This is a genomic window from Neolewinella aquimaris (assembly GCF_014197245.1).
Lineage (GTDB): Bacteria > Bacteroidota > Bacteroidia > Chitinophagales > Saprospiraceae > Neolewinella > Neolewinella aquimaris.
On sequence record NZ_JACIFF010000001.1, the window covers coordinates 232,247 to 250,406 of the forward strand.

At 57.0% G+C, this 18,160-nt stretch carries 16 protein-coding genes and 2 tRNA genes; 10 read left to right on the plus strand and 8 right to left on the minus strand.

The annotated features are described in order from the left end of the window. Positions 1 to 4 precede the first annotated feature (4 nt). The 5 genes from GGR28_RS00955 to GGR28_RS00975 all read left to right on the plus strand — a co-directional run bounded on the left by GGR28_RS00955 (position 5) and on the right by GGR28_RS00975 (position 3,519). Positions 5 to 943, plus strand: a complete 939-nt coding sequence (locus tag GGR28_RS00955) for a ribonuclease Z (RefSeq protein WP_183493846.1) — start codon at positions 5 to 7, stop codon at positions 941 to 943. 39 nt (positions 944 to 982) lie between these two features. Next, positions 983 to 1,717 carry a 3-keto-disaccharide hydrolase gene (locus tag GGR28_RS00960; RefSeq protein ID WP_221233760.1) on the plus strand — a complete coding sequence of 245 codons (735 nt, stop codon included), beginning with the start codon at positions 983 to 985 and terminating at the stop codon, positions 1,715 to 1,717. A gap of 26 nt (positions 1,718 to 1,743) precedes the next feature. Continuing rightward, on the plus strand, positions 1,744 to 3,213 hold the full coding sequence (locus tag GGR28_RS00965; protein WP_183493848.1) for an SLC13 family permease: 1,470 nt from the start codon (positions 1,744 to 1,746) through the stop codon (positions 3,211 to 3,213). A gap of 137 nt (positions 3,214 to 3,350) precedes the next feature. Then, a tRNA-Ser gene (locus GGR28_RS00970) sits at positions 3,351 to 3,441 on the plus strand. Next, positions 3,442 to 3,519, plus strand: a tRNA-Pro gene (locus GGR28_RS00975). 73 nt (positions 3,520 to 3,592) lie between these two features. Here GGR28_RS00975 and GGR28_RS00980 read toward each other — a convergent pair. Beyond that, positions 3,593 to 6,526, minus strand: a complete 2,934-nt coding sequence (locus tag GGR28_RS00980; RefSeq protein ID WP_183493849.1) for an aminotransferase class III-fold pyridoxal phosphate-dependent enzyme — start codon at positions 6,524 to 6,526, stop codon at positions 3,593 to 3,595. Between the two features lie 2,079 nt (positions 6,527 to 8,605). Here GGR28_RS00980 and GGR28_RS19270 point away from each other — a divergent pair. From GGR28_RS19270 to GGR28_RS00995, 3 genes are all read left to right on the plus strand, one after another. Continuing rightward, positions 8,606 to 10,456 carry a sensor histidine kinase gene (locus GGR28_RS19270; RefSeq protein WP_183493850.1) on the plus strand — a complete coding sequence of 617 codons (1,851 nt, stop codon included), beginning with the start codon at positions 8,606 to 8,608 and terminating at the stop codon, positions 10,454 to 10,456. A 58-nt stretch (positions 10,457 to 10,514) separates the two neighbouring features. Further along, complete coding sequence (locus GGR28_RS00990) at positions 10,515 to 11,234, plus strand: LytR/AlgR family response regulator transcription factor (RefSeq protein WP_183493851.1); 720 nt, start codon at positions 10,515 to 10,517, stop codon at positions 11,232 to 11,234. Between the two features lie 196 nt (positions 11,235 to 11,430). Beyond that, complete coding sequence (locus GGR28_RS00995) at positions 11,431 to 12,318, plus strand: class I SAM-dependent methyltransferase (RefSeq protein ID WP_183493852.1); 888 nt, start codon at positions 11,431 to 11,433, stop codon at positions 12,316 to 12,318. Here the strand turns inward: GGR28_RS00995 and GGR28_RS01000 are convergent. Both GGR28_RS01000 and GGR28_RS01005 read right to left on the minus strand, forming a co-directional pair. Then, positions 12,315 to 12,776 (minus strand): hypothetical protein, encoded by a 462-nt coding sequence (locus tag GGR28_RS01000; RefSeq protein ID WP_183493853.1) that lies wholly within the window; start codon positions 12,774 to 12,776, stop codon positions 12,315 to 12,317. The two genes, GGR28_RS00995 and GGR28_RS01000, sit on opposite strands and share 4 nt — an antisense overlap. Positions 12,777 to 12,923: 147 nt before the next feature. After that, complete coding sequence (locus GGR28_RS01005; protein WP_183493854.1) at positions 12,924 to 13,433, minus strand: hypothetical protein; 510 nt, start codon at positions 13,431 to 13,433, stop codon at positions 12,924 to 12,926. A 248-nt stretch (positions 13,434 to 13,681) separates the two neighbouring features. On the opposite strand from GGR28_RS01005, the gene GGR28_RS01010 reads away from it, so the two are divergent. Next, complete coding sequence (locus GGR28_RS01010) at positions 13,682 to 14,170, plus strand: ankyrin repeat domain-containing protein (RefSeq protein WP_183493855.1); 489 nt, start codon at positions 13,682 to 13,684, stop codon at positions 14,168 to 14,170. Here the strand turns inward: GGR28_RS01010 and GGR28_RS01015 are convergent. From GGR28_RS01015 to GGR28_RS01030, 4 genes are read right to left on the minus strand one after another with little or no spacing between them, the layout of a single operon-like run. Then, positions 14,160 to 15,434 carry a DUF3570 domain-containing protein gene (locus tag GGR28_RS01015; RefSeq protein ID WP_319936687.1) on the minus strand — a complete coding sequence of 425 codons (1,275 nt, stop codon included), beginning with the start codon at positions 15,432 to 15,434 and terminating at the stop codon, positions 14,160 to 14,162. The genes GGR28_RS01010 and GGR28_RS01015 overlap by 11 nt on opposite strands. Then, complete coding sequence (locus tag GGR28_RS01020; RefSeq protein ID WP_406603751.1) at positions 15,421 to 15,633, minus strand: DUF4266 domain-containing protein; 213 nt, start codon at positions 15,631 to 15,633, stop codon at positions 15,421 to 15,423. Before GGR28_RS01020 ends, GGR28_RS01015 begins: the two co-directional genes overlap by 14 nt. Next, on the minus strand, positions 15,626 to 16,579 hold the full coding sequence (locus tag GGR28_RS01025) for an FAD:protein FMN transferase (RefSeq protein ID WP_406603752.1): 954 nt from the start codon (positions 16,577 to 16,579) through the stop codon (positions 15,626 to 15,628). Before GGR28_RS01025 ends, GGR28_RS01020 begins: the two co-directional genes overlap by 8 nt. 38 nt (positions 16,580 to 16,617) lie before the next feature. Beyond that, complete coding sequence (locus GGR28_RS01030) at positions 16,618 to 17,058, minus strand: thioredoxin family protein (protein WP_183493858.1); 441 nt, start codon at positions 17,056 to 17,058, stop codon at positions 16,618 to 16,620. A gap of 111 nt (positions 17,059 to 17,169) precedes the next feature. Between GGR28_RS01030 and GGR28_RS19155 the strand changes: the two genes are divergently transcribed. Next, entirely contained in the window at positions 17,170 to 17,304 is a 135-nt protein-coding gene (locus GGR28_RS19155) for a hypothetical protein (RefSeq protein ID WP_262890712.1), read from the plus strand. Positions 17,305 to 17,332: 28 nt separating this feature from the next. Here GGR28_RS19155 and GGR28_RS01035 read toward each other — a convergent pair whose 3' ends face one another. Then, complete coding sequence (locus tag GGR28_RS01035) at positions 17,333 to 18,148, minus strand: SH3 domain-containing protein (RefSeq protein ID WP_183493859.1); 816 nt, start codon at positions 18,146 to 18,148, stop codon at positions 17,333 to 17,335. Between the last annotated feature and the right edge of the window lie 12 nt (positions 18,149 to 18,160).

The window sequence follows — 18,160 nt, forward strand, 5'->3', positions numbered from 1 at the left end:
GCGGGTGCGCTTCGAGGTATCTATTCTGGGTTCGAACGGAGCGGTGCCGCTGGCCGGACGCCACTCCTCCGCGCATTTTCTGTCTTCGGAGGCCACGGACGTGCTCATTGATTGCGGAGAAGGCACCCAGATGCGCCTGCAGGCGGCGGGCCACGGACTGGGAAGGGTAGAGGTGATCCTGATCACTCACCTACACGGCGACCACTTTTTCGGACTTCCCGGCCTCATTACCAGCCTTGCCCTCACCGGCCGGACCGCCCCGCTACGGATCGTGAGTCCGCCCGGTCTGCGCGAAAAGATTGCCCCCCTCCTCGAACTCGACCGCTGGCAACTGCCCTTCCCTCTTACGTTCGTGCCCCATGCCGCACGGGCATACGGTCTGCTGACGACAACGGGTGATCTGGAAATCTTCAGTTTTCCCCTCCGGCACCGCATTTCAACCAACGGCTACCTGGTACGCGAAAGGGCGCGGGAGCCCAATATTCTGAAGGAACAGGTACGCGCGCTCGCTATCCCGTGGCAGGAAATCGCGGACATCAAGGCCGGCGCCGACTATACGACTCCGGACGGAAGGAGGGTGCCCAATGCGGAACTCCTTGCTCCCGCGTCCCCGCCGCGATCCTACGCCTACTGTTCCGACACCGTGTACTTTCCCGAACTGGCCAGCTACGTGAGGGGAGTGGACTTGCTGTACCACGAAGCAACTTTTCTACACGACATGGCCGAAGAGGCCCGGGAAAAGGGACACTCCACCGCGCACGAGGCTGCCGTAACCGCCCGCGCCGCGGGGGCCGGTACCCTGATTCTCGGTCACTTCAGCTCGCGCTATCCTCAGGTGAACGACCACGAAGCGGAGGCCCGGGCAATTTTTCCCCAATCCTATGCGGCCAGGGATTTATACCGCTACGGCGTGCCCCACGTGGGGCGGGACGCACAGAAGTGAAGGCAGTTCAGTACCTTGGCCTAAACAATGAAACCGACTATGCGCAACCTCTTTTTTATCTTTTTCGTCTGTCTGGCCGGCACCGCCGCCTGTCAAATTACCGACCCCAAAGCCACTGAATTCTACGAGCCCGTACCCCCGAAAGTCAAGCCCGGGGCCACCCTCGGTCAGCCGCCCGCCGACGCCATCGTACTGCTGGGAGAAGGAGCGGACCTGAGCGAGTGGAAATCGACAAAGTCCGACGCTACCGCGGAATGGACCCAGGAGGGCGACGCCGTCGTAGTGAAGCCCGGGGCCGGAGACATCGTGACCCGCCGCAAGTTTGGTGATATGCAATTGCACGTCGAGTGGCGCTCCCCCAGCGAACCGGACAAAGAAGGCCAGGGCCGCGGCAACAGTGGAATATTCCTTTCCAACCGCTACGAGGTGCAAGTGCTGGAAAGCGAAGGCAGCGACACCTACACCAACGGACAGGCCGGCTCCATCTACAAGCAGTCGCCGCCCCTGGTCAATGCGCTCAAGCCCCAGGGCGAGTGGCAGACCTACGACATCATCTACGACGCTCCGGAATTCAATAAGGACGGCATGTTGGTTTGTCCCGGATACGTTACCGTACTCATGAACGGCGTGGTGGTCCAAAACCACACTGAAATCAAGGGCACGACGGAATACATCGGACTGCCCCGCAACATTGCCCACGGCGACGATGTGATCAAGCTGCAGGACCACGGCAACCTGGTGGCCTACCGCAACATCTGGGTGCGGGAGCTCTAGCCCGGCCCGATCGCCGCCGCCGATACATGACCACCAAGCGCGTTGGACTACTGCTCGGTCCACTACTGTTCACGCTGATTCAGCTGTTCTTTCATCCCGCCGGACTGTCGGCGGGAGGCACCGCGCTGCTTGCCGCGACGGCCTGGATGTCTACCTGGTGGATCACCGAAGCGGTCCCGATCGCCGTCACCGCCCTGCTGCCCATCATCCTGTTTCCGCTTACGGGCGGTATGGAACTGGAGCCGACCACCGCCGCCTACGGTCACCGCTACGTCTTCCTGTTTCTGGGCGGCTTCCTCATCGCCATGGCCATCGAAAAGTGGAACCTGCACCGCCGTATCGCGCTGGGCATCATCGCCCTGATCGGAACGAACGTAAGGATGATCATCCTGGGGGCCATGACGGCCACCGCCCTGCTATCGATGTGGATCTCCAATACCGCGACTTCGGTCATGATGCTACCCATCGCAACCGCGATCGTAGCCCAGTTGCGCGACGATTCCAGCACCGAGATCGACGAGAACGATCAGTTCGGTAAGGCCTTCATGCTCGCCGTGGCCTACAGCGCTTCCATTGGTGGCATGGCCAGTCTGATCGGTACGCCCGTAAACTTGGTCTTTGCCGGGGTTGTGCGCGAGACCTACGGGGTGGAAATCAGCTTCGCCCAGTGGTTCATGATCGGGTTTCCCGTGTCGGTGGTCCTGTTGATCATGTGCTGGTGGTACCTCACCCGCGTCGCCTTCAGCTTCGACCGCAAAACCTTTACCGGGGGGCGGGAGGAAGTGCGCCGGCAGCAACGGTTGCTCGGGCCCATATCGCGGGAGGAAAAGAAGGTGCTCATCGTATTTGCCGTTACGGCACTGGCCTGGATCTTCCGCACCAGCGTACTGCAAAACTTCGTGCCCGGCCTTGATGATCCCATTATTGCCATGGTGGGTGGGGTTGCCCTGTTTATCGTGCCCGGTGACCGATACGATCGTCCTCTACTGGAGTGGTCGGAGGCCGTGCGCCTGCCCTGGGGCATTATTCTGCTACTGGGGGGAGGATTTGCGCTGGCGGCCGGTTTTTCGGATAGTGGATTGGCCGAGTACATCGGCAATACGCTGCGGGTACCCGAGGGGGTCGGCCTGCTCGTGGTTATTCTCATCATTACGGCCGCCGTAAATTTCCTTACCGAGATTACGAGCAACGTGGCTACGACCTCCATGCTCATGCCGGTATTCGCCGCCGCTGCCGTGCCGCTCGGTATTCACCCGTACGCCCTCATGGTGCCGATCACGCTTGCGGCTACCTGTGCCTTCATGCTTCCGGTGGCCACCCCGCCTAATGCCGTGGTGTTTGGGTCGGGCTATCTCTCGATCCCGGATATGGTGCGGGCGGGGCTGTGGCTCAACCTGCTTTCCATCGGGGTGATCGCCCTATTTTGTTACTACCTGCTTCCCCTGATTTGGGGCTACGATCCGGGGCACGTTCCCGACTGGGCGGTGCCGAATTAGATAAAGGGGGCCGGGGGTAAAAAAACTCCGGCAATGCTTTTGTAACCGAACTATCCAGCGTAAATTTGCGTCGCTTTAGCACCAACGGTACCGGCAGCAACTTATCGCCGCCGCGGCCCGTTGAGAGCAAAACACCCGGAGACGTGGGTGAGTGGCTGAAACCACCGGTTTGCTAAATCGACGTACCCTTACCGGGTACCGCGGGTTCGAATCCCGCCGTCTCCGCCACGGGGCATAGCGCAGTCCGGTTAGCGTGCCTGCTTTGGGAGCAGGAGGCCCCAGGTTCGAATCCTGGTGCCCCGACCAGGAAGAGTGAGGGATGATCGCAGCAGCGGTCATCCCTTCCTTCTTTTCAGGAGGTTTCTCCGGCTCCGGCGGCCTACAGCTGCATGGCATCCTCCCGCAAAACCCGTTGCAGGTATTCCACCAACTGGTCCGCATCCCGGCGGCGGAAGCAGAGGGGCGGTTTTACCTTTAGTACATTTTCGTGGGGTCCGTCGGTGCTCATCAAGAAGCCCAGTTCGCGCATGCGCTCCTTTAGATAAGTTGCCTGCGGGGTCGCGGGTGCAAGGTCTTGGTGGCACAATTCAAATCCCAGGAACAAGCCCGGTCCACGTACGTCGGCGATGATCGGGTGCTCAGCGCGCAGGGAAGAGAGCAATCCCGTCAGGTAACTTCCTACACCGCGGGCGTTTTCCATCAAGTGCTCTTCCTCAATAACCTGGAGTACGCTGAGCCCCACCGCGCTGCTTACCGGATTGCCGCCGAAGGTATTGAAGTATTCCATCCCGTTCGCGAAGGCCTCCGCGACCGCCTCGGTGCACACGACGGCCGCCAGGGGGTGGCCGTTGCCGATGGGTTTGCCGATGGTGACGATGTCCGGGACCACCTCCTGAAGTTCGAAGGCCCAGTAGTGCGATCCCACCCGCCCCAGGCCGGTCTGAACCTCGTCGGCAATACAGACCCCACCCCGCGACCGTACGTGGTCGTACACCTGCCGGAGATAACCGGGCGGGAGGGGAATCTGTCCGCCGCAGCTCAGGATGCTTTCGGCGATAAACGACACCTTGCTTTCGGGAAGGTGAGGAGTGGGGTCGAGGTTGCGGTTCCGCAGCTGGTCGGGTATGGGCAGCAGGGAGGTGTCGGGCGGCTGTCCCTGCCCGCCGCGGCGGGCGAATTTGTAGCTGCTGACCTCGATGGTACGGTTTGAATTACCGTGGTAGCCCATTTCCATAGCCAGGGTGCGCCGGGTGCCGGTGCAGGCTTCCGCCATGCGGAGGGCAAGCTCGTTGGCTTCGCTGCCGGAATTAACGAAGTGGACGACCGAAAGCTCACCGGGTAGGGTCGCGAGGAGTCGTTCGGCAAACTCTAGGATGTTGGGATGCAGGTACCGACTGTTGGTGTTCAACACTGCCGACTGCTGCCGGAGGGCTGCCACCACGCGTGGGTGCTCGTGACCGACGTGGGAGACGTTGTTGACTGTATCGAGGTAGCGGCGCCCGGTGTGATCGTAGAGGTACTGCATGGATCCGCGCAGGATGTGTAGCGGTCGCCGGTAGGACACGCTGAGGCTTTTTCCGAGCCTGGACCGCCGGCGCGCAAGGAGTTGGTTGGAAGTGGCCGGGGGGGGTGTTTCATCCGGCACGGGCACGGGGATCAGGGTGCGGGGATCGGGACAGATACCCAGCCACACCTCCCGTTCCTCCGGGTAGGCTACTCCCGGGAAGTCGGCTTCAGTATCCAGCACGTCGAGCATCACCTGGAAGTGAAGGTGGGGTGGCCAGCCTCCATTGGTATCCTTGGATCCGATGGTTGCTATTGGTTGATTTTGTTGCACCTGCGTGCCCGCCACTAAATCCTTTGCTATGGCGCCCAGGTGACCGTACAGGGTGTAAAAAGTGAGGTGGGGTAGGGGAGAATGCCGCAGAATGATGGTGTGACCGTAGCCCCCGGAGGTCGGGTCCGAACCGCAATGGTGGACCGTGCCGTCAAGGGGTGCCGTGACCGTGGTCCCCGACTGCCCGGTCCAGAAGTCCAGGCCGAGGTGAACGCTTCTCCAGCGCGGACCGTCGTTGCCGACGCCCTGAAACGCATCGGTGGTGTAGACGGGACGCGCTTCTCCGTATCCCCCGATTGCCCAGTCTGCGTGGCGATCCTCCAGGTAGCGGCGAACGAGGGTGGTAAAGGTGTCAATGGTTTCAAAGTTGTGGTTTAGTCCGAGGGTGGTACTTCCGACCCCGAGGTCGATGGGGATCAGTGCTTGTCCGTCCAGGGGTAACGGTGGTGCCGAATGGCACGTGCCGGCCCATTCGTGGAAGGCGTGCCAACTGGGGTGGGGCGTATACCCTGCGGCAAGTCGAAAATGTGCGCGGGCTAGATCGGGGTGAATGTTGCGGAGCCGCTCCAGCAACTTCCAGGCAGAAGCTTCGGAAACGGATAGGTAGGCATTGTGGGGGAACAGGACGCGATTTTCGGCGGCGGCGGTCACCGAGAGCAGGAGTCTGGCGCAGATCAGGTCGAACAGGGCATCCAGTTCGCCCTCCTCAATCGGAAATACCGACTGGTAACCGTTGATGAGCTCCCGCATCGGCGCAATCGGATCCGGTTGGTGCATGCCCGCGTAGGCACACGCGATCGCGAGTTCGCAGACCGTGGCCGTATAGACCGCATCGCCGAAATCAATGATGCCGGACACGGTCTCATTTTCCACTATCAAATTGTGCTCGTGGGCGTCGTTGTAGTTGACGGAGCGGCGGAGGCGATTAAAGTCTCGCCCTTCCAGCCTTTCGTAAAAATACTCAGCCAGCTTTTTCTGATCTTGATTTAGATACTTTACCAAGCCTTTAGTAGCTGGTGCCCGAACGGGGTCCCACTTGTATTCCCGGTGGGCGAACGCGTGATCGAAGCCAGCGAGCGTACGGGAGAGGTGGCCGCAGGTACGGCCCCATGAGCGGTAGAGGGTGGGGGTGCGTGGATTCACCTCGTCGAGTACCCGCCCTTCCACCCAAGAGTGAAGGCGAAGCAAGCGCGTACCGGCGGGGGTCTCGAACGGGTGCTCTTCGATGAGGGTCGGAATGCTAAATGGCAATTCGGTGCCGGAAAGATGGCGAAGCAGTGCAGACTGGAAGTGAATTGATTCCGGAGCAGCCGCCGGCGGGCTGATCTTGAGTACATAAGCAACGCCGTTCGAATCGGTTACCCGGTAATTCTCGTCGATTTCTCCGGGCAGAGCCTTTGCGGTGGCGGCCGCCGTGGGAGGGAAGTCGGTGACGAATCGGTGTAGATAGTTGTGGAGGGTAGCTGGTTCGGACATGGAGCGAACATACGAATCACCCGAATTGGGGTGGCTCCGAAGGCCGAAATGGTGCAAAATTTTGCCGTAAGTGGAAGAAATGTCTAACACGTTGACGGTTCAGAACACCAAAGTGACCGGTCAGAACATGAAAGCCGAAAAGCTAGTGATGTGGGCGGTTGCCACCCTATGTTTGTATCATCATCATACGGAGTTGCTCTATAAATTGACCGAATATCCCGACTGCTGCGACTGATGGTAGAATTATAATCCCGAGTTAATTGACATTACGAGAGACGTTGTTTTACTGCTTTATTGATTAGCCATAACGTTGTGAGAGACGTTGATTTTCAGGAACAACACATGTATTACATGATTTGCACCCTACACCCACACGAATACTGGCATATACAGCATTCGTTAAAGAACTAATTGTTGGTGCGATCTTATAAACCCGACCCACTTTTGTGGTCGGGTTTTTTTTATGTCCGTATCCGAAGGATTGGCTGCCGGTCGACTACTAAAAGCCGTTCGCGAGCGCCGTTCAAAACAACATCGAGGTATTTCAGAACTTTTGCCGTGGGTTACATAATTTTTGTCTGTGGATTACATTAATGATCTGCCGTACAAACTCATATTGTTAATTTAAATATTCAACCTTGATCGAAGACGCAATTTTCTAGGCGATGACTTATTCACCATTGTCACGCCGGCTACCGTTTGCGTCATTACGCTAAACGGGCAAGACCACCTATTCCCTCACCTACCCGCATCAGTTGGTCATTTTGACTACGGACACCGCTGACATCAGAGCGTGGCCATCCGATACTTGATGCGCTAAACTGAACCCGACCATTCTCGTGGCCGGGTTTTGTTTTGGTCACTCGAAATGACCGTTCAGAACACCCATCCTACGTTTGGGAACACGGAAAGGACAGGAGAAAATTTAGTGACCAATCCGGACATTATCTACCCGACATCCATAACTAACGTAGTGAAGAACGTAAGTGCTTAAAAACCTATTTTTATCCAGACAGCGAAATGTAATCCCAATCTGCTGTCGGTTCAGTTAGCCGTTGTGAGAGACGAAGTTTACTGAGAGATTAATCCATCAACTGTTTGAAGTTGTATTACCCGGCCCCGGACAAGGCCGGGTTTTTTATTCTTGCCACTTATCGTTGGGGTGCTTTTCCTTGGCAAAGTGACCCAGCGGCCCGTTCGGAACACGGATCGTGCAGTTGAGAACACAGGGGGGGCGGTACGTAATTTTACCTTCGATTGAGGCATTATCTATATGACATCGATAATGAAACGTTGTGAGAGACGGAGAGAAATTACCGATAAATTAGCTACCGAATTACTTGAATTTTAGTTTTCAGAGATTAACGTTGTGAGAGACGTAGACCTCTATTTAACCTGTTGAATTACACCATCACCCGGCCCTAACAAAGCCGGGTTTTTTTATGCATGTATCCACGGTCAGTACCGACGGCAACCGGTCCAGGTAACTATAGTCGTCAGGCCGGAATTTGCATAGATCTATATGAGTTATAATTCCCAGGAATTGGGGAAATTTTAGTCGGGTACGGCCCCGATTGATACTATACATATTGAGCAATTTTAATATGCATGTCATTACAATGTAACTCATTAAGAACACGCCACGGGTGATTCAGAACATAGCGCGCTTGGCATGTAACAACCCTAGCCGCTGAGCCTTATGTTTAGGCAATGGAAGGAAGGAAAGGGACGAAATCCAGGGTAGCAAATCAACCGTTTGCTCGTTCCGCAAAACCCGTTAATAGCTGTTACAGCATTAATTTTTCTGCTGCTTTTGCGTTCAATTAAATAGTCGATACGGGTGACTGAAAGACTGACTGCTTTGCGCAGGCATCAAGCTGGACTACGAGCTAGTCCGACGAGCCATGAGATGATTTGCCCTGCGCAGATCATGAAGACTACGTCTCTCAGTTAAGTCGCTTGGCTAGCGGCATTATCATTGGGGTGGGCGGACGCCAACGTGTCCGCCTCCCTTTGGTGATCTTACTAAATCAGCAGATCGTACCTTGTGCTATCTGTGTCACGAAAATTTCAGCAATCGTGCTACTATCGTATAAAATGAGGGGTTTCGCCCTTTCGGCACTGATACTGCTTTCTTTCTTCGGACAGGCCCAGACCGAGGACATGTGGCGTAAGCTGCTGACCGCCGAAGGTCTCATTACTGCTTCCCGCAATGACACCGCTATCGTTATACTGGACCGCATGCTGGTTTCTCTCGATCAAGACACGCCAGCCGACCGGGCATTTCGACTGCGGGTAAATTTGGTGCGCGCCCAGGCACTTACAAAACAGCGAAAATATCCTAAGGCGACGGAAGAACTGCTGCGGTTGATTGACCAGGCTTCCGTCCTACAGGAATATAAGATTGAAGCGGAGTCCGCCCTCGGGATGGCGTACATTCTCCAGCGACAGAATAGTCCCGAGGAATGCCTTGCCTACCTTAAGCAAGCCGAAAATCTGATCAAAGACCACGGGCTGCACGAACTGAACGCCCGGCTATGGAACCGCACCGCCGCCTACCATTACCACTACGGTGATCGGGATGTAGCCCTTAAGCTGGCCAATCGGGCCGTGATCGTTGCCCGCGAGCAAAACGATTCCCACCAACTTGCCCTGGGCCACTACATCATCAGCCTGTTAAAGCGAAAGGAAGACCCCCGTTCCAGCGAGCGCCATCTAGCCAATGCCGCTAAGTACTACCGCAACACCGGCAGCATGAGTGACTACCTCGTGATGACGCTTGCGGTAAACCGTCTGCAAATGGACGGCGGGCGGATTCGTGAGGCACTGGTCTCCAATGATTCCGCTATGGTGTATGCCTCCAGGGTCGAGGACCGGGACAGCACCTACGTTAGCCGTGTGTACGACTACCGGGCGGAGTTGATGAAAATGATGGGTGAACCGGATTCCGCATGGTACTACCTCAACATGGCCCACAACTCGCGGGTACAGCACCTGAAGAAGGTCAACGACCAGCGAGCCGTGGAGATTGAAGCGCGCTACAAGAACGAAAAGAACAGTCAGCTGATCGCCGAGCAAGAGCGGATGTTGATCGAGGAGCGGGACCGTCGTTCCACGCTGATGATACTTATCGGTTTTACGACGATCTGCCTGGCCCTGCTTGGGTATTTTTACAACAGGCTGCGGCGGGCCAAGACCGAACTGGAAGAGCAATACCTGATCGAGCAGGAAAACGTAGAACTAACCCAATCACTCAATAAGCAAAAGATCCTACAGGGTGAGGTCCATCACCGGGTCAAGAATAACCTACAGGTAATCATCAGTCTGTTGGAGCTGCAGATGGAAGACCTGTCCGATCCCGAGGCCAGGGCGTGTTTGGAGGCGATGTCCGGCCGCGTCTTCAGTATGGCCGCCGTCCACGAGACCCTGTACCAGGACGGTCGGGGAGGGGAGATCGACTTCTGTCTGTACACCGAAAAAATCTGCCGGCACTTCGATCAGTTATACGGGTTGCCTGAAGGCTGCGAGTTCGATATTCAGATCAAAGATTACTGGTTCAACCTGGAAACGGCCATTCCCCTGGGAACCGTGCTCAATGAGTTGCTGACGAACAGTTTTAAGTACGGCGTGCCCGAAACCGGGGAACCGCTGAAGATCTCGATCAGTATGTCGACCCTGGAGGACCAAATCTGCCTGGAATACCACGACAATGGACCCGGGTTCCCGCAGGGTGCCCTCACCGAACGCGAGGGTGGCCTGGGTACCTATCTACTGAATGGCATGAGCCGGCAGTTGCGTGGACGCATGGAATCCCTGAATTTGAATGGAGCGCTTACCCGGGTATTCTTTAAGCGTAAAAATCAATCTGCACTTCCCAGTCAGAAAAAGAACCGCAGAAAACGGGAGCGCGTACTAAATGGTACGGTCTGAGGAATTGATCGAATAGCGTACCTTCGCATGGCACCCGATTTAGCTTTATTTTACTCTCATGAAGTCCCCCGCATCTGCACCCGCTCCCGGTGGTTACCGCATCCTCGTACTGGAAGATGAATTCATCATCGCCGACAGTATTGAAAGAAACCTTGTCCGCAACGGTCATACGGTCACGGGAAAGGCCATATCGTACGAAGAAGCAGTCGAACTGTACGAAGAAGATCCCCCGGAGTTGGCGCTGGTTGACATCCGGCTGAGCGGCCACCTTACCGGTATCGATTTCGCCCACTTCCTGAACGAGCAAAAACCTCCAATCCCCTTCATCTACCTGACCTCACAGATGGACGGGACCACCCTGGATCTGGCGAAAGAAACCTTCCCCGCGGGATACCTCAGCAAGCCCGTGCAGATTCCTTCCCTCCTCTCCACGATCGCGGTAGCGATGCACAATCACCAATCCGATCCTGGAGTGGAAACGGTTACGCTGAAGGACGGTCGGGAAACCCACGTGGTCGATACGGCATCGATCAAATACCTCGAAGCCGAACACGTCTACCTCCGCCTGCACCTGTCCGATCGACCGGCCCTGGTGCTGCGCGCATCCCTGAGCGAACTACTAAGTCAGCTGCCCGAAACCGAGTTTGTCCAGACCCACCGCAGCTACGTGGTCAACCTGAAATCAGTGACGCGGTACACGAAGGACAGCCTGCACATCGGATCGGACGTCATCCCCATCAGTCGCGGCCGGCGGCAGGAGGTCCTCGCCAAACTTTAGTTTTCCCTCCGGACCAAACTACCTTCACCTGGAACGCTATCCCCCTTCCTCCGATCCATCGTTACGGGTCAGCAGTGTCGCCGACGAGCTGCTGCTGGAATGGGCGCATGAACACTGTAGCCACGCCGGAACAACGGTTGTTGCCCACGACCGATTCGGGGTGCTTGCGCTCGGCGCTCCACCGCCGGTGGTATTCATGTCCGCTTTCCACAGCCAGGAGGAAGCCCTGCGCCGCAATGCCGCGGGTCGTCCCGTGCGGCAGGTATCCGTGTTAGACCCACTGTCCGGGATAAACCGGGGGCTCCTGCGAATTCCGAAGTCGCTGGATCTATTTGCGGTTTATCTGGATCGCATAGCCGCCGCGGCCGGTCCCGGACTTATCGTGGCGGCAGGCTTCATGACCCGTCACTTCACGCCCCGCTTGCTGGAAGTGGCCGGTGGGTATGCCGATACGGTTGCCCAAACCAGGGCCCGGAAGAAAGCCCGACTGCTCGTACTCAGCGACTTCCGCGGGGAGCGTCCGGAAATCCGGTACAACGAACTCGCATACGGAGGAGTTACCTACCGACAGCACCCCGGCGTGTTTTCCGGGAACCACATCGACTACGCCACCCAGTTTCTACTTACCGTTTGGGAAAAGGTGGAGTCCGGCTTATCGACCCCCACGAGCATACTGGATATCGCGTGCGGGAATGGTATCATCGGCGATCAGCTCCTGCGCAGGTATTCGGAGGCCCGATTGACCGCGACGGACGACAGTTTGCTGGCGGTCCGAAGTGCCAAAATGAACTTGCCCGCGGACCGCTCCCGGATACTCTACGACCATACACTGGATCAGGTGGTGGATCGATCGATCGACCTGGTGGTTAGTAATCCCCCCTTTCATTTCGGGCACGAAAACAATATAGACGTCAGCCTGGGATTATTTCGTCAGGCCCGCCGCGTCTTACGGGAGGGTGGCTCGTTGGTGGTAGTGGCTAATCGCCACCTTAACTATGCGACCCACCTGGAAAAGCTCTTTCGGGCAACCACCGTGGCGGAAACCGATAAATACGTCGTTTACCGTGCGGATAAGGTTGGTTAACCGAACGATTTGTAGTCGGTTAGGTAGGACAGATTGGCCCCGAAATCGGGGGTGCCGCCACGTAGGATTTCCCGGCGCCAGCGCCAGAGGGTTCCGAAGTTGAGCATCCAGAGCGATCGACATTCGTCAAGATAGCGCAGGACGGCACTCCGCTGACCGTGGGCGAGGAGCCGGTCGGCAAGCAACATGGTGGGGCCGAAGGCCTTGATTTGGGGGGAACCCGGAGTGCGGGCGGAATCCATCAGGTAGGCCGCCGCGCGATCCACCCGGTCGTTCTCAAGCTCCACCAGACCGAGCATGGTATTTGCCTGGTGTATGGCGTTGCCGTAATTGGCACAGTTCGGAAGGCGCTGAGCCGCTGCGAGGTAGTCGATGGCCATCTGGCTGACCGCCAGGTAGTCGCGCCGGGCGTATGCTTTAAGCAGACGGCGCCCCATCAGTATTAGTTCGTTTTCCATTACAAGCGTTGGTTTCAAGCATGAACACTCTGTCACAACGCGAACGCAATAGTAGATGTTACGCCAACTTATTAATATTGCACCAACTCAGGATTGGCAGCTGCAATAGCGGGGTAACCGCGACAGCAGGAAAATTAAGTTTGTCCACTAGCCGAAAGACTTGGGATCGAGCAAATAACTTAGGTTCGCACCAAAGTTGGGTACCCGTCCGCGGCGAATCTCAAACTTCCACATCCACAGCTTACCGAAGCTTAACTTCCAGAACTTACTGCAGCAATCGAGGTACTTCAGCACGGCGTGTGACCGCCCCGCCTTCAGGAGCTTGTGCGCCAGCAGCATATTCGGACCGAAACCGGCCAACTGGCTGGAACCCGGCGTACGACCGGCAGCGGCCAGGTAAAACTCGGCGCGGTCGACGTGATCGTTCTCGAGGGCAAGGAGACCCAGTACCGTATTGGCCTGATGAATGGCATTGCCGTAATTTTTGCTTTGACGGTTCGATTCCGCCAGTTGCAGGTATTCCTTGGCAAGTGCGCGCACCGTGTCCGCGTCGCTGCTGCGAAAAGCACGGAGAAGGTGATTGCCCCAGAGGATAAATTGGGGACCCGCCGTAGCGGCTTCCAGTCGGGTAGGAACTGGGATGGTTTGAACGTTCATGAGAGTGAGACTTGAAAATTAATCGTTGAAATCATCGAACATGGTGTGCATAGACCAAATATTAACAGATTCCACATTTAAATTTCTTTAAGAATTCTTTTCGTCCCCCAGTTTATCCAGCCTTTTCGAATAAGGGTGCCGGCCCCGAGTCCCGATGATGCCGATGCGTGTCAAAACCTGTTTGTGCTCCAGGTTCAGAAACTGACCTACGTCACTAACTTTTGTGCCGATTTTGAATTATCTGTTATATGAGCCCTACCGAACAGCTATTCACCGCCATCCGCAATGGATCGATCACCGAAATACGTAACCTTATCACTCAACGGCCGGAACTGTTGCAGGCGCGTGACCCGCGCGGATCTACACCGCTAGTACTCGCCACCTACCTTGGACAACTGGAAATCACCAAGGAATTGGTTGCCGCCGGTGCCGATCTCAATGCCCGGGATGGAGCCGGTAGTACGCCACTAATGGGGGTTTGCTTCAAAGGAAATGAGGAGATCGCCACCTACCTGCTCGATCAGGGAGCCGATCCGTCCATCCAGAATCCCACCGGTGCCACGGCCCTGATCTTTGCGGCCATGTTCAACCGTCCCGCCCTGGCCAGCCTGCTGGTCGAACGAGGAGCTAATCCTTCCGTGAGGGATCAGCGCGGGCTTACGGCGGCCGACTACGCCCGCAACCAGGGCCTCACTGAACTGGCAACCCAACTGGAGGCCGATGCGGCTAATCGTTAACCACCTTCACCCCGAGGGACAATTGCGTGGCCCGAAAGCCATTGTCCCGACCGTACGCACTTATGTTTACATCAATACTCTTCAGCCCCCAACCCAGCAACCGTGCTCTGGTAAGAATATCGGAGTACGATAAACCGATGCTGAACTGATTGGCGACGAAAGCAGACAGGTCGTAATCGGAGGTATAAAACCGGTTGTCCGTGAGGTGCTCGTTAAACCCGGCAAAATAGTCGGCCGCCGTCTGGGTATAAAAGCGATAGGAAGGACGTACGGTCAGGTACTGGCCGAGTTTTACGGGAAGCTCCACGTTCAGCGTATGCGATCCTACCCCCCAGTCGTCCGCATAGTAGCGGTAAAAACTCCGCACTACCATTCGCTCGTTCAGGTATGCGTGCAACCTGCCCCCCAGGGCTAGTTTGACCCTGCTGTCCGGCAATCGCTCGATATCGTCCGCTAGAGGGAAATTCCCCGAAAAGCGATCGGTAAGGTCCGCAAAATAAACCCGCTGAAAGGGGGTCGACAGCAGGCCGGTCTGCTGCACCAGGTCTAGCGAGAGCATACCCTGTACGCTGCGGGACACTACTTGCGAAAAGTTTAAGCCAAGGTTGAAGCTGTTGCGGGAACTTTCATCGAGTAGATCGTCCTGCCCCCGTAGCTCAATGGGGTAGATCAACTTCCAGTCGTCCAGAAATACATTTGCCTTCAGGCTCAGTTCGGTATTCTTTTCGTTCAGCAGACGGGTGATGCTGCCACCAAAGCCGACGGACTGATAGTCGTACTCGTTGGACCCCGATACCGTGCCCGAAACTACCGTGTTGCGGTCCTCGGAGCTGTGGGCGTAGGTGAGCGTCCCGTTGATCCAGATGTCGTCTCCGGAGGCACCCGTAGAGGCCTGGAAGGGATCCGCCTGCCCCCGGCCGTCGAAGGGATCGACGTTGCTCGATGAAGCGGAAGTATAGGCGGATACTCCGAAGCTTGCGGTGAGTACACCATCGTCACTGAGCGGCATGGCCAGAATGACGGTCGGATGCACGTCGGTAAGTTCCTCCGTTCCCCGTCCACCGGTTACCGCCGCATTATCGCCGTCCTGGGCATAGTAGCTGCTGAGAATTTGCAGTTCGGCATTCTCCAGAACCCGTTTTTTATACGTGGTAGCAGCCACCGGCGCAACGTCCTGGGCGGGGACGCAGGAGCAATAAACGACCAATAAAGCGATCAGTACTGGCCTTGCACCCCGGCCGGTGAGCGATTCAATTGCAGCCACAGCCCCCACCGGTTTTTCCCCCGTTCGCGCCGGCCGCCGCTTCGCGGTAGCTCTGAAAATCGGCCTGCTGTATCTCCGTTCCCGTCGGATTAAGTGCCATATCCGGATCGTTAAGCCGGACCATCTCGTAGCCCCTGACGGATACGCAGGACGCCAGGGTAGCGGTAAGCAGTACGCACCCGATGCATGCTTTAATTATCGGCACGGTAGACTTCCAGGTCGATTCCGTTAGAGACATGTAGTTGATTTTTTTCGTCGACAATGATCAGGTCGATCTCCGGCAGTTGATTGATGAAGTCCAGGCCCGTTTCGATGCCCATTACAAATACGGCAGTCGCCAGCGCATCCGCCAGTTCCGCCTTCGGAGCGAATACCGTGGCACTCACGATACCACTACTCGGATAACCCGTGCGGGGGTCGATGATGTGAGTGTAGCGTACCCCTTCGAAGGTAACGAATTTCTCGTAGTCTCCCGAGGTCACCACCGCCCGGTCGGAAATAGGAAACCAGGCAAAGGCTTTCTCGCGGTTGAGCGGATTTGTAATGGCCACCTTCCATTCCTGGCCGTCGGCACGGGTACCCCAGGCCGTCAGGTCGCCCGAAGCATTGATGATGCCTCCCTTTACACCGGCCCGCTCGAGCAGCTCCCGCGCCCGGTCGGCCGCGTATCCCTTTCCGATCGCCCCAAATCCTATTTTCATTCCCGCTTCCGGAAGATAAACGCTGCTGCTCTCCGGGTCGAGTCGGATGTGCCGATACCCCACCTTCGCAACGGAGGCGCGAACTGCCTCGCGGTCCGGCATACGGGTCATCGATCCGTCGAAGGCCCAGATTCGATCCAGCGCGGCGTACGTTAGGTCGAAGGCCCCGTCCGTAAGCCGGGAGATGCCGTTCGCGCGCTGAATCAGGTCGAATAGTTCGCGGTCTACCACCACCGGGGCGGTACCGGCCATGCGATTGATGGCGGATGTCTGTGACGTAGAATCCCAGCTCGAAATGAGTCGCTCGATCCGCTGAATTTCCGCTACGGCAAGGTCTAGGTAGTCCTTCGCGCTGCCCTCGTCCGCAGCTACAACCGTAAGGTCGAAGTTGCACCCCATCAGCCGCTCCGCCCGGTGGTACCCAGCGTTTTGCCCCACCACCATCAGCGGAAATCCCAGGACTATGATCAACCAGCACCGCATTACTGAGCGGTAAAGGAACGCAGTAGGGCCAGGTACTCGGCCGGGTTTGATTTCAGGTAGCCGGTTAGGCCGACGGTTTCCCCTTCCGGCGTGATGACCACGACCAGGGGAAAGCTGCCTCCCCGGTTGTATTGGTTGGCGAGTTCGCCGTTGGTGGCGGCGATTGCTTCCGGAAGCCGGTTCTCTTTTTTGCGGGGAAAATCTGCGCGGTAGAAGACGAATTCCTCCCCGGCAGCCGCCCGAAAGCCTTCGTCCTGCCAAATCTCCCGATCGAGTTTAATGCAGGGCGCGCACCAGTCGGACCCGGAAAAGACCAGCACGATATGCTTTCCGTCACTTCCGGCCGCCCCTTGCGCGGTAGCGAAATCGGCAGCCCAGAACTGGGCGTCCACGGCACCGGAGCAAATGCAGAGCAGGAGGAGGGGGATGATAAGTTTCATACGACTACAACGGTCGGGAGGGAGAATGTGCAACGGCCGGGGTGAAAGAGAGCGGACAAACCATGACCTTTTAGCTCAGTAAGTTGTTGGGAACGGAAAGACAAAGTCGCTATGCCCTATCTCGCATTCCCACAAATTTTAGGCGGTACCGGGCCGGTCGCTTACCTGGTCCTTGCGGGTATCGTAGCACTCGTCGTCGGCCTCATTATCGTATTCTACCGCTTGCTGCAGCAGGAACCCGATTAGCCTGCTCCTGCGCCCCCGCCCATCGTGTTTAATTCCGGGGCTTGCGAATTTCCCAGGGGCCCGAGGCCATCTCCGGGCGGGCATTGAGTTGCGCAAAGTGTCGCTGCATGGGCTGACTGCGCCGGTACTGGACCGGCGGGGTGGAAGTGAAGTCCGTCACGATCTCGACCAGCACGTGTTCGGGCTCGGTTTGGAACCTTAGTGTACGGGACTTGAGCAATTCATCCGCCTCGTTTTTTAGCGTGTATTCGTGCTCGTAGCCGTAGTCTCCGGTGTCTGTGCGCCGGATTGTGAGCCGCCGTCCATCTTTATTATAGACGCGAATGGTGCTCGTAGCGTCCCCCCCGCTGGTTTGCCGATCGGAGGTTTTCTCCCATTCGGTAAGGTCGAAGTCGCCGAATTTTGGAAAGCTAAGGTGTTCCGGATCGCGCTGACCGATGCCCTTTTCCATGCCCCGGCGTTCCACGGCGCCACCGAAGACCCATCCCGTCTGACCCTCCGCGGTGCTTACCCGCAGCCAGGGTTCGGAGAAGGCGATTCCCCGCAGAACAATCGTCTCTATCCCGTCAGAGGTTTCTCCCGAAAAAGCCAGGGGAGTACCCTGACTTACCTGCGCTATAATTTGCGCATTCTTTTCCGGACGGGCCCGTACGTATAGGCCGTCGACCCACGCCATCACGGTATCGCCTTCGGTGAGGGGCGGCAAGGCAGGTTCCTGACTGATGCGGAGGGAATCGCTGTTGTTGGCGCCCTCCGCAGTAGCTGAATTCTCCGACGAGGAATCACCACAGCTAAAGAGAAAACAGAGCAAGAGAAGGGTGACGGGTATACGTAGCTGGGACATGGGCGGGCGTAG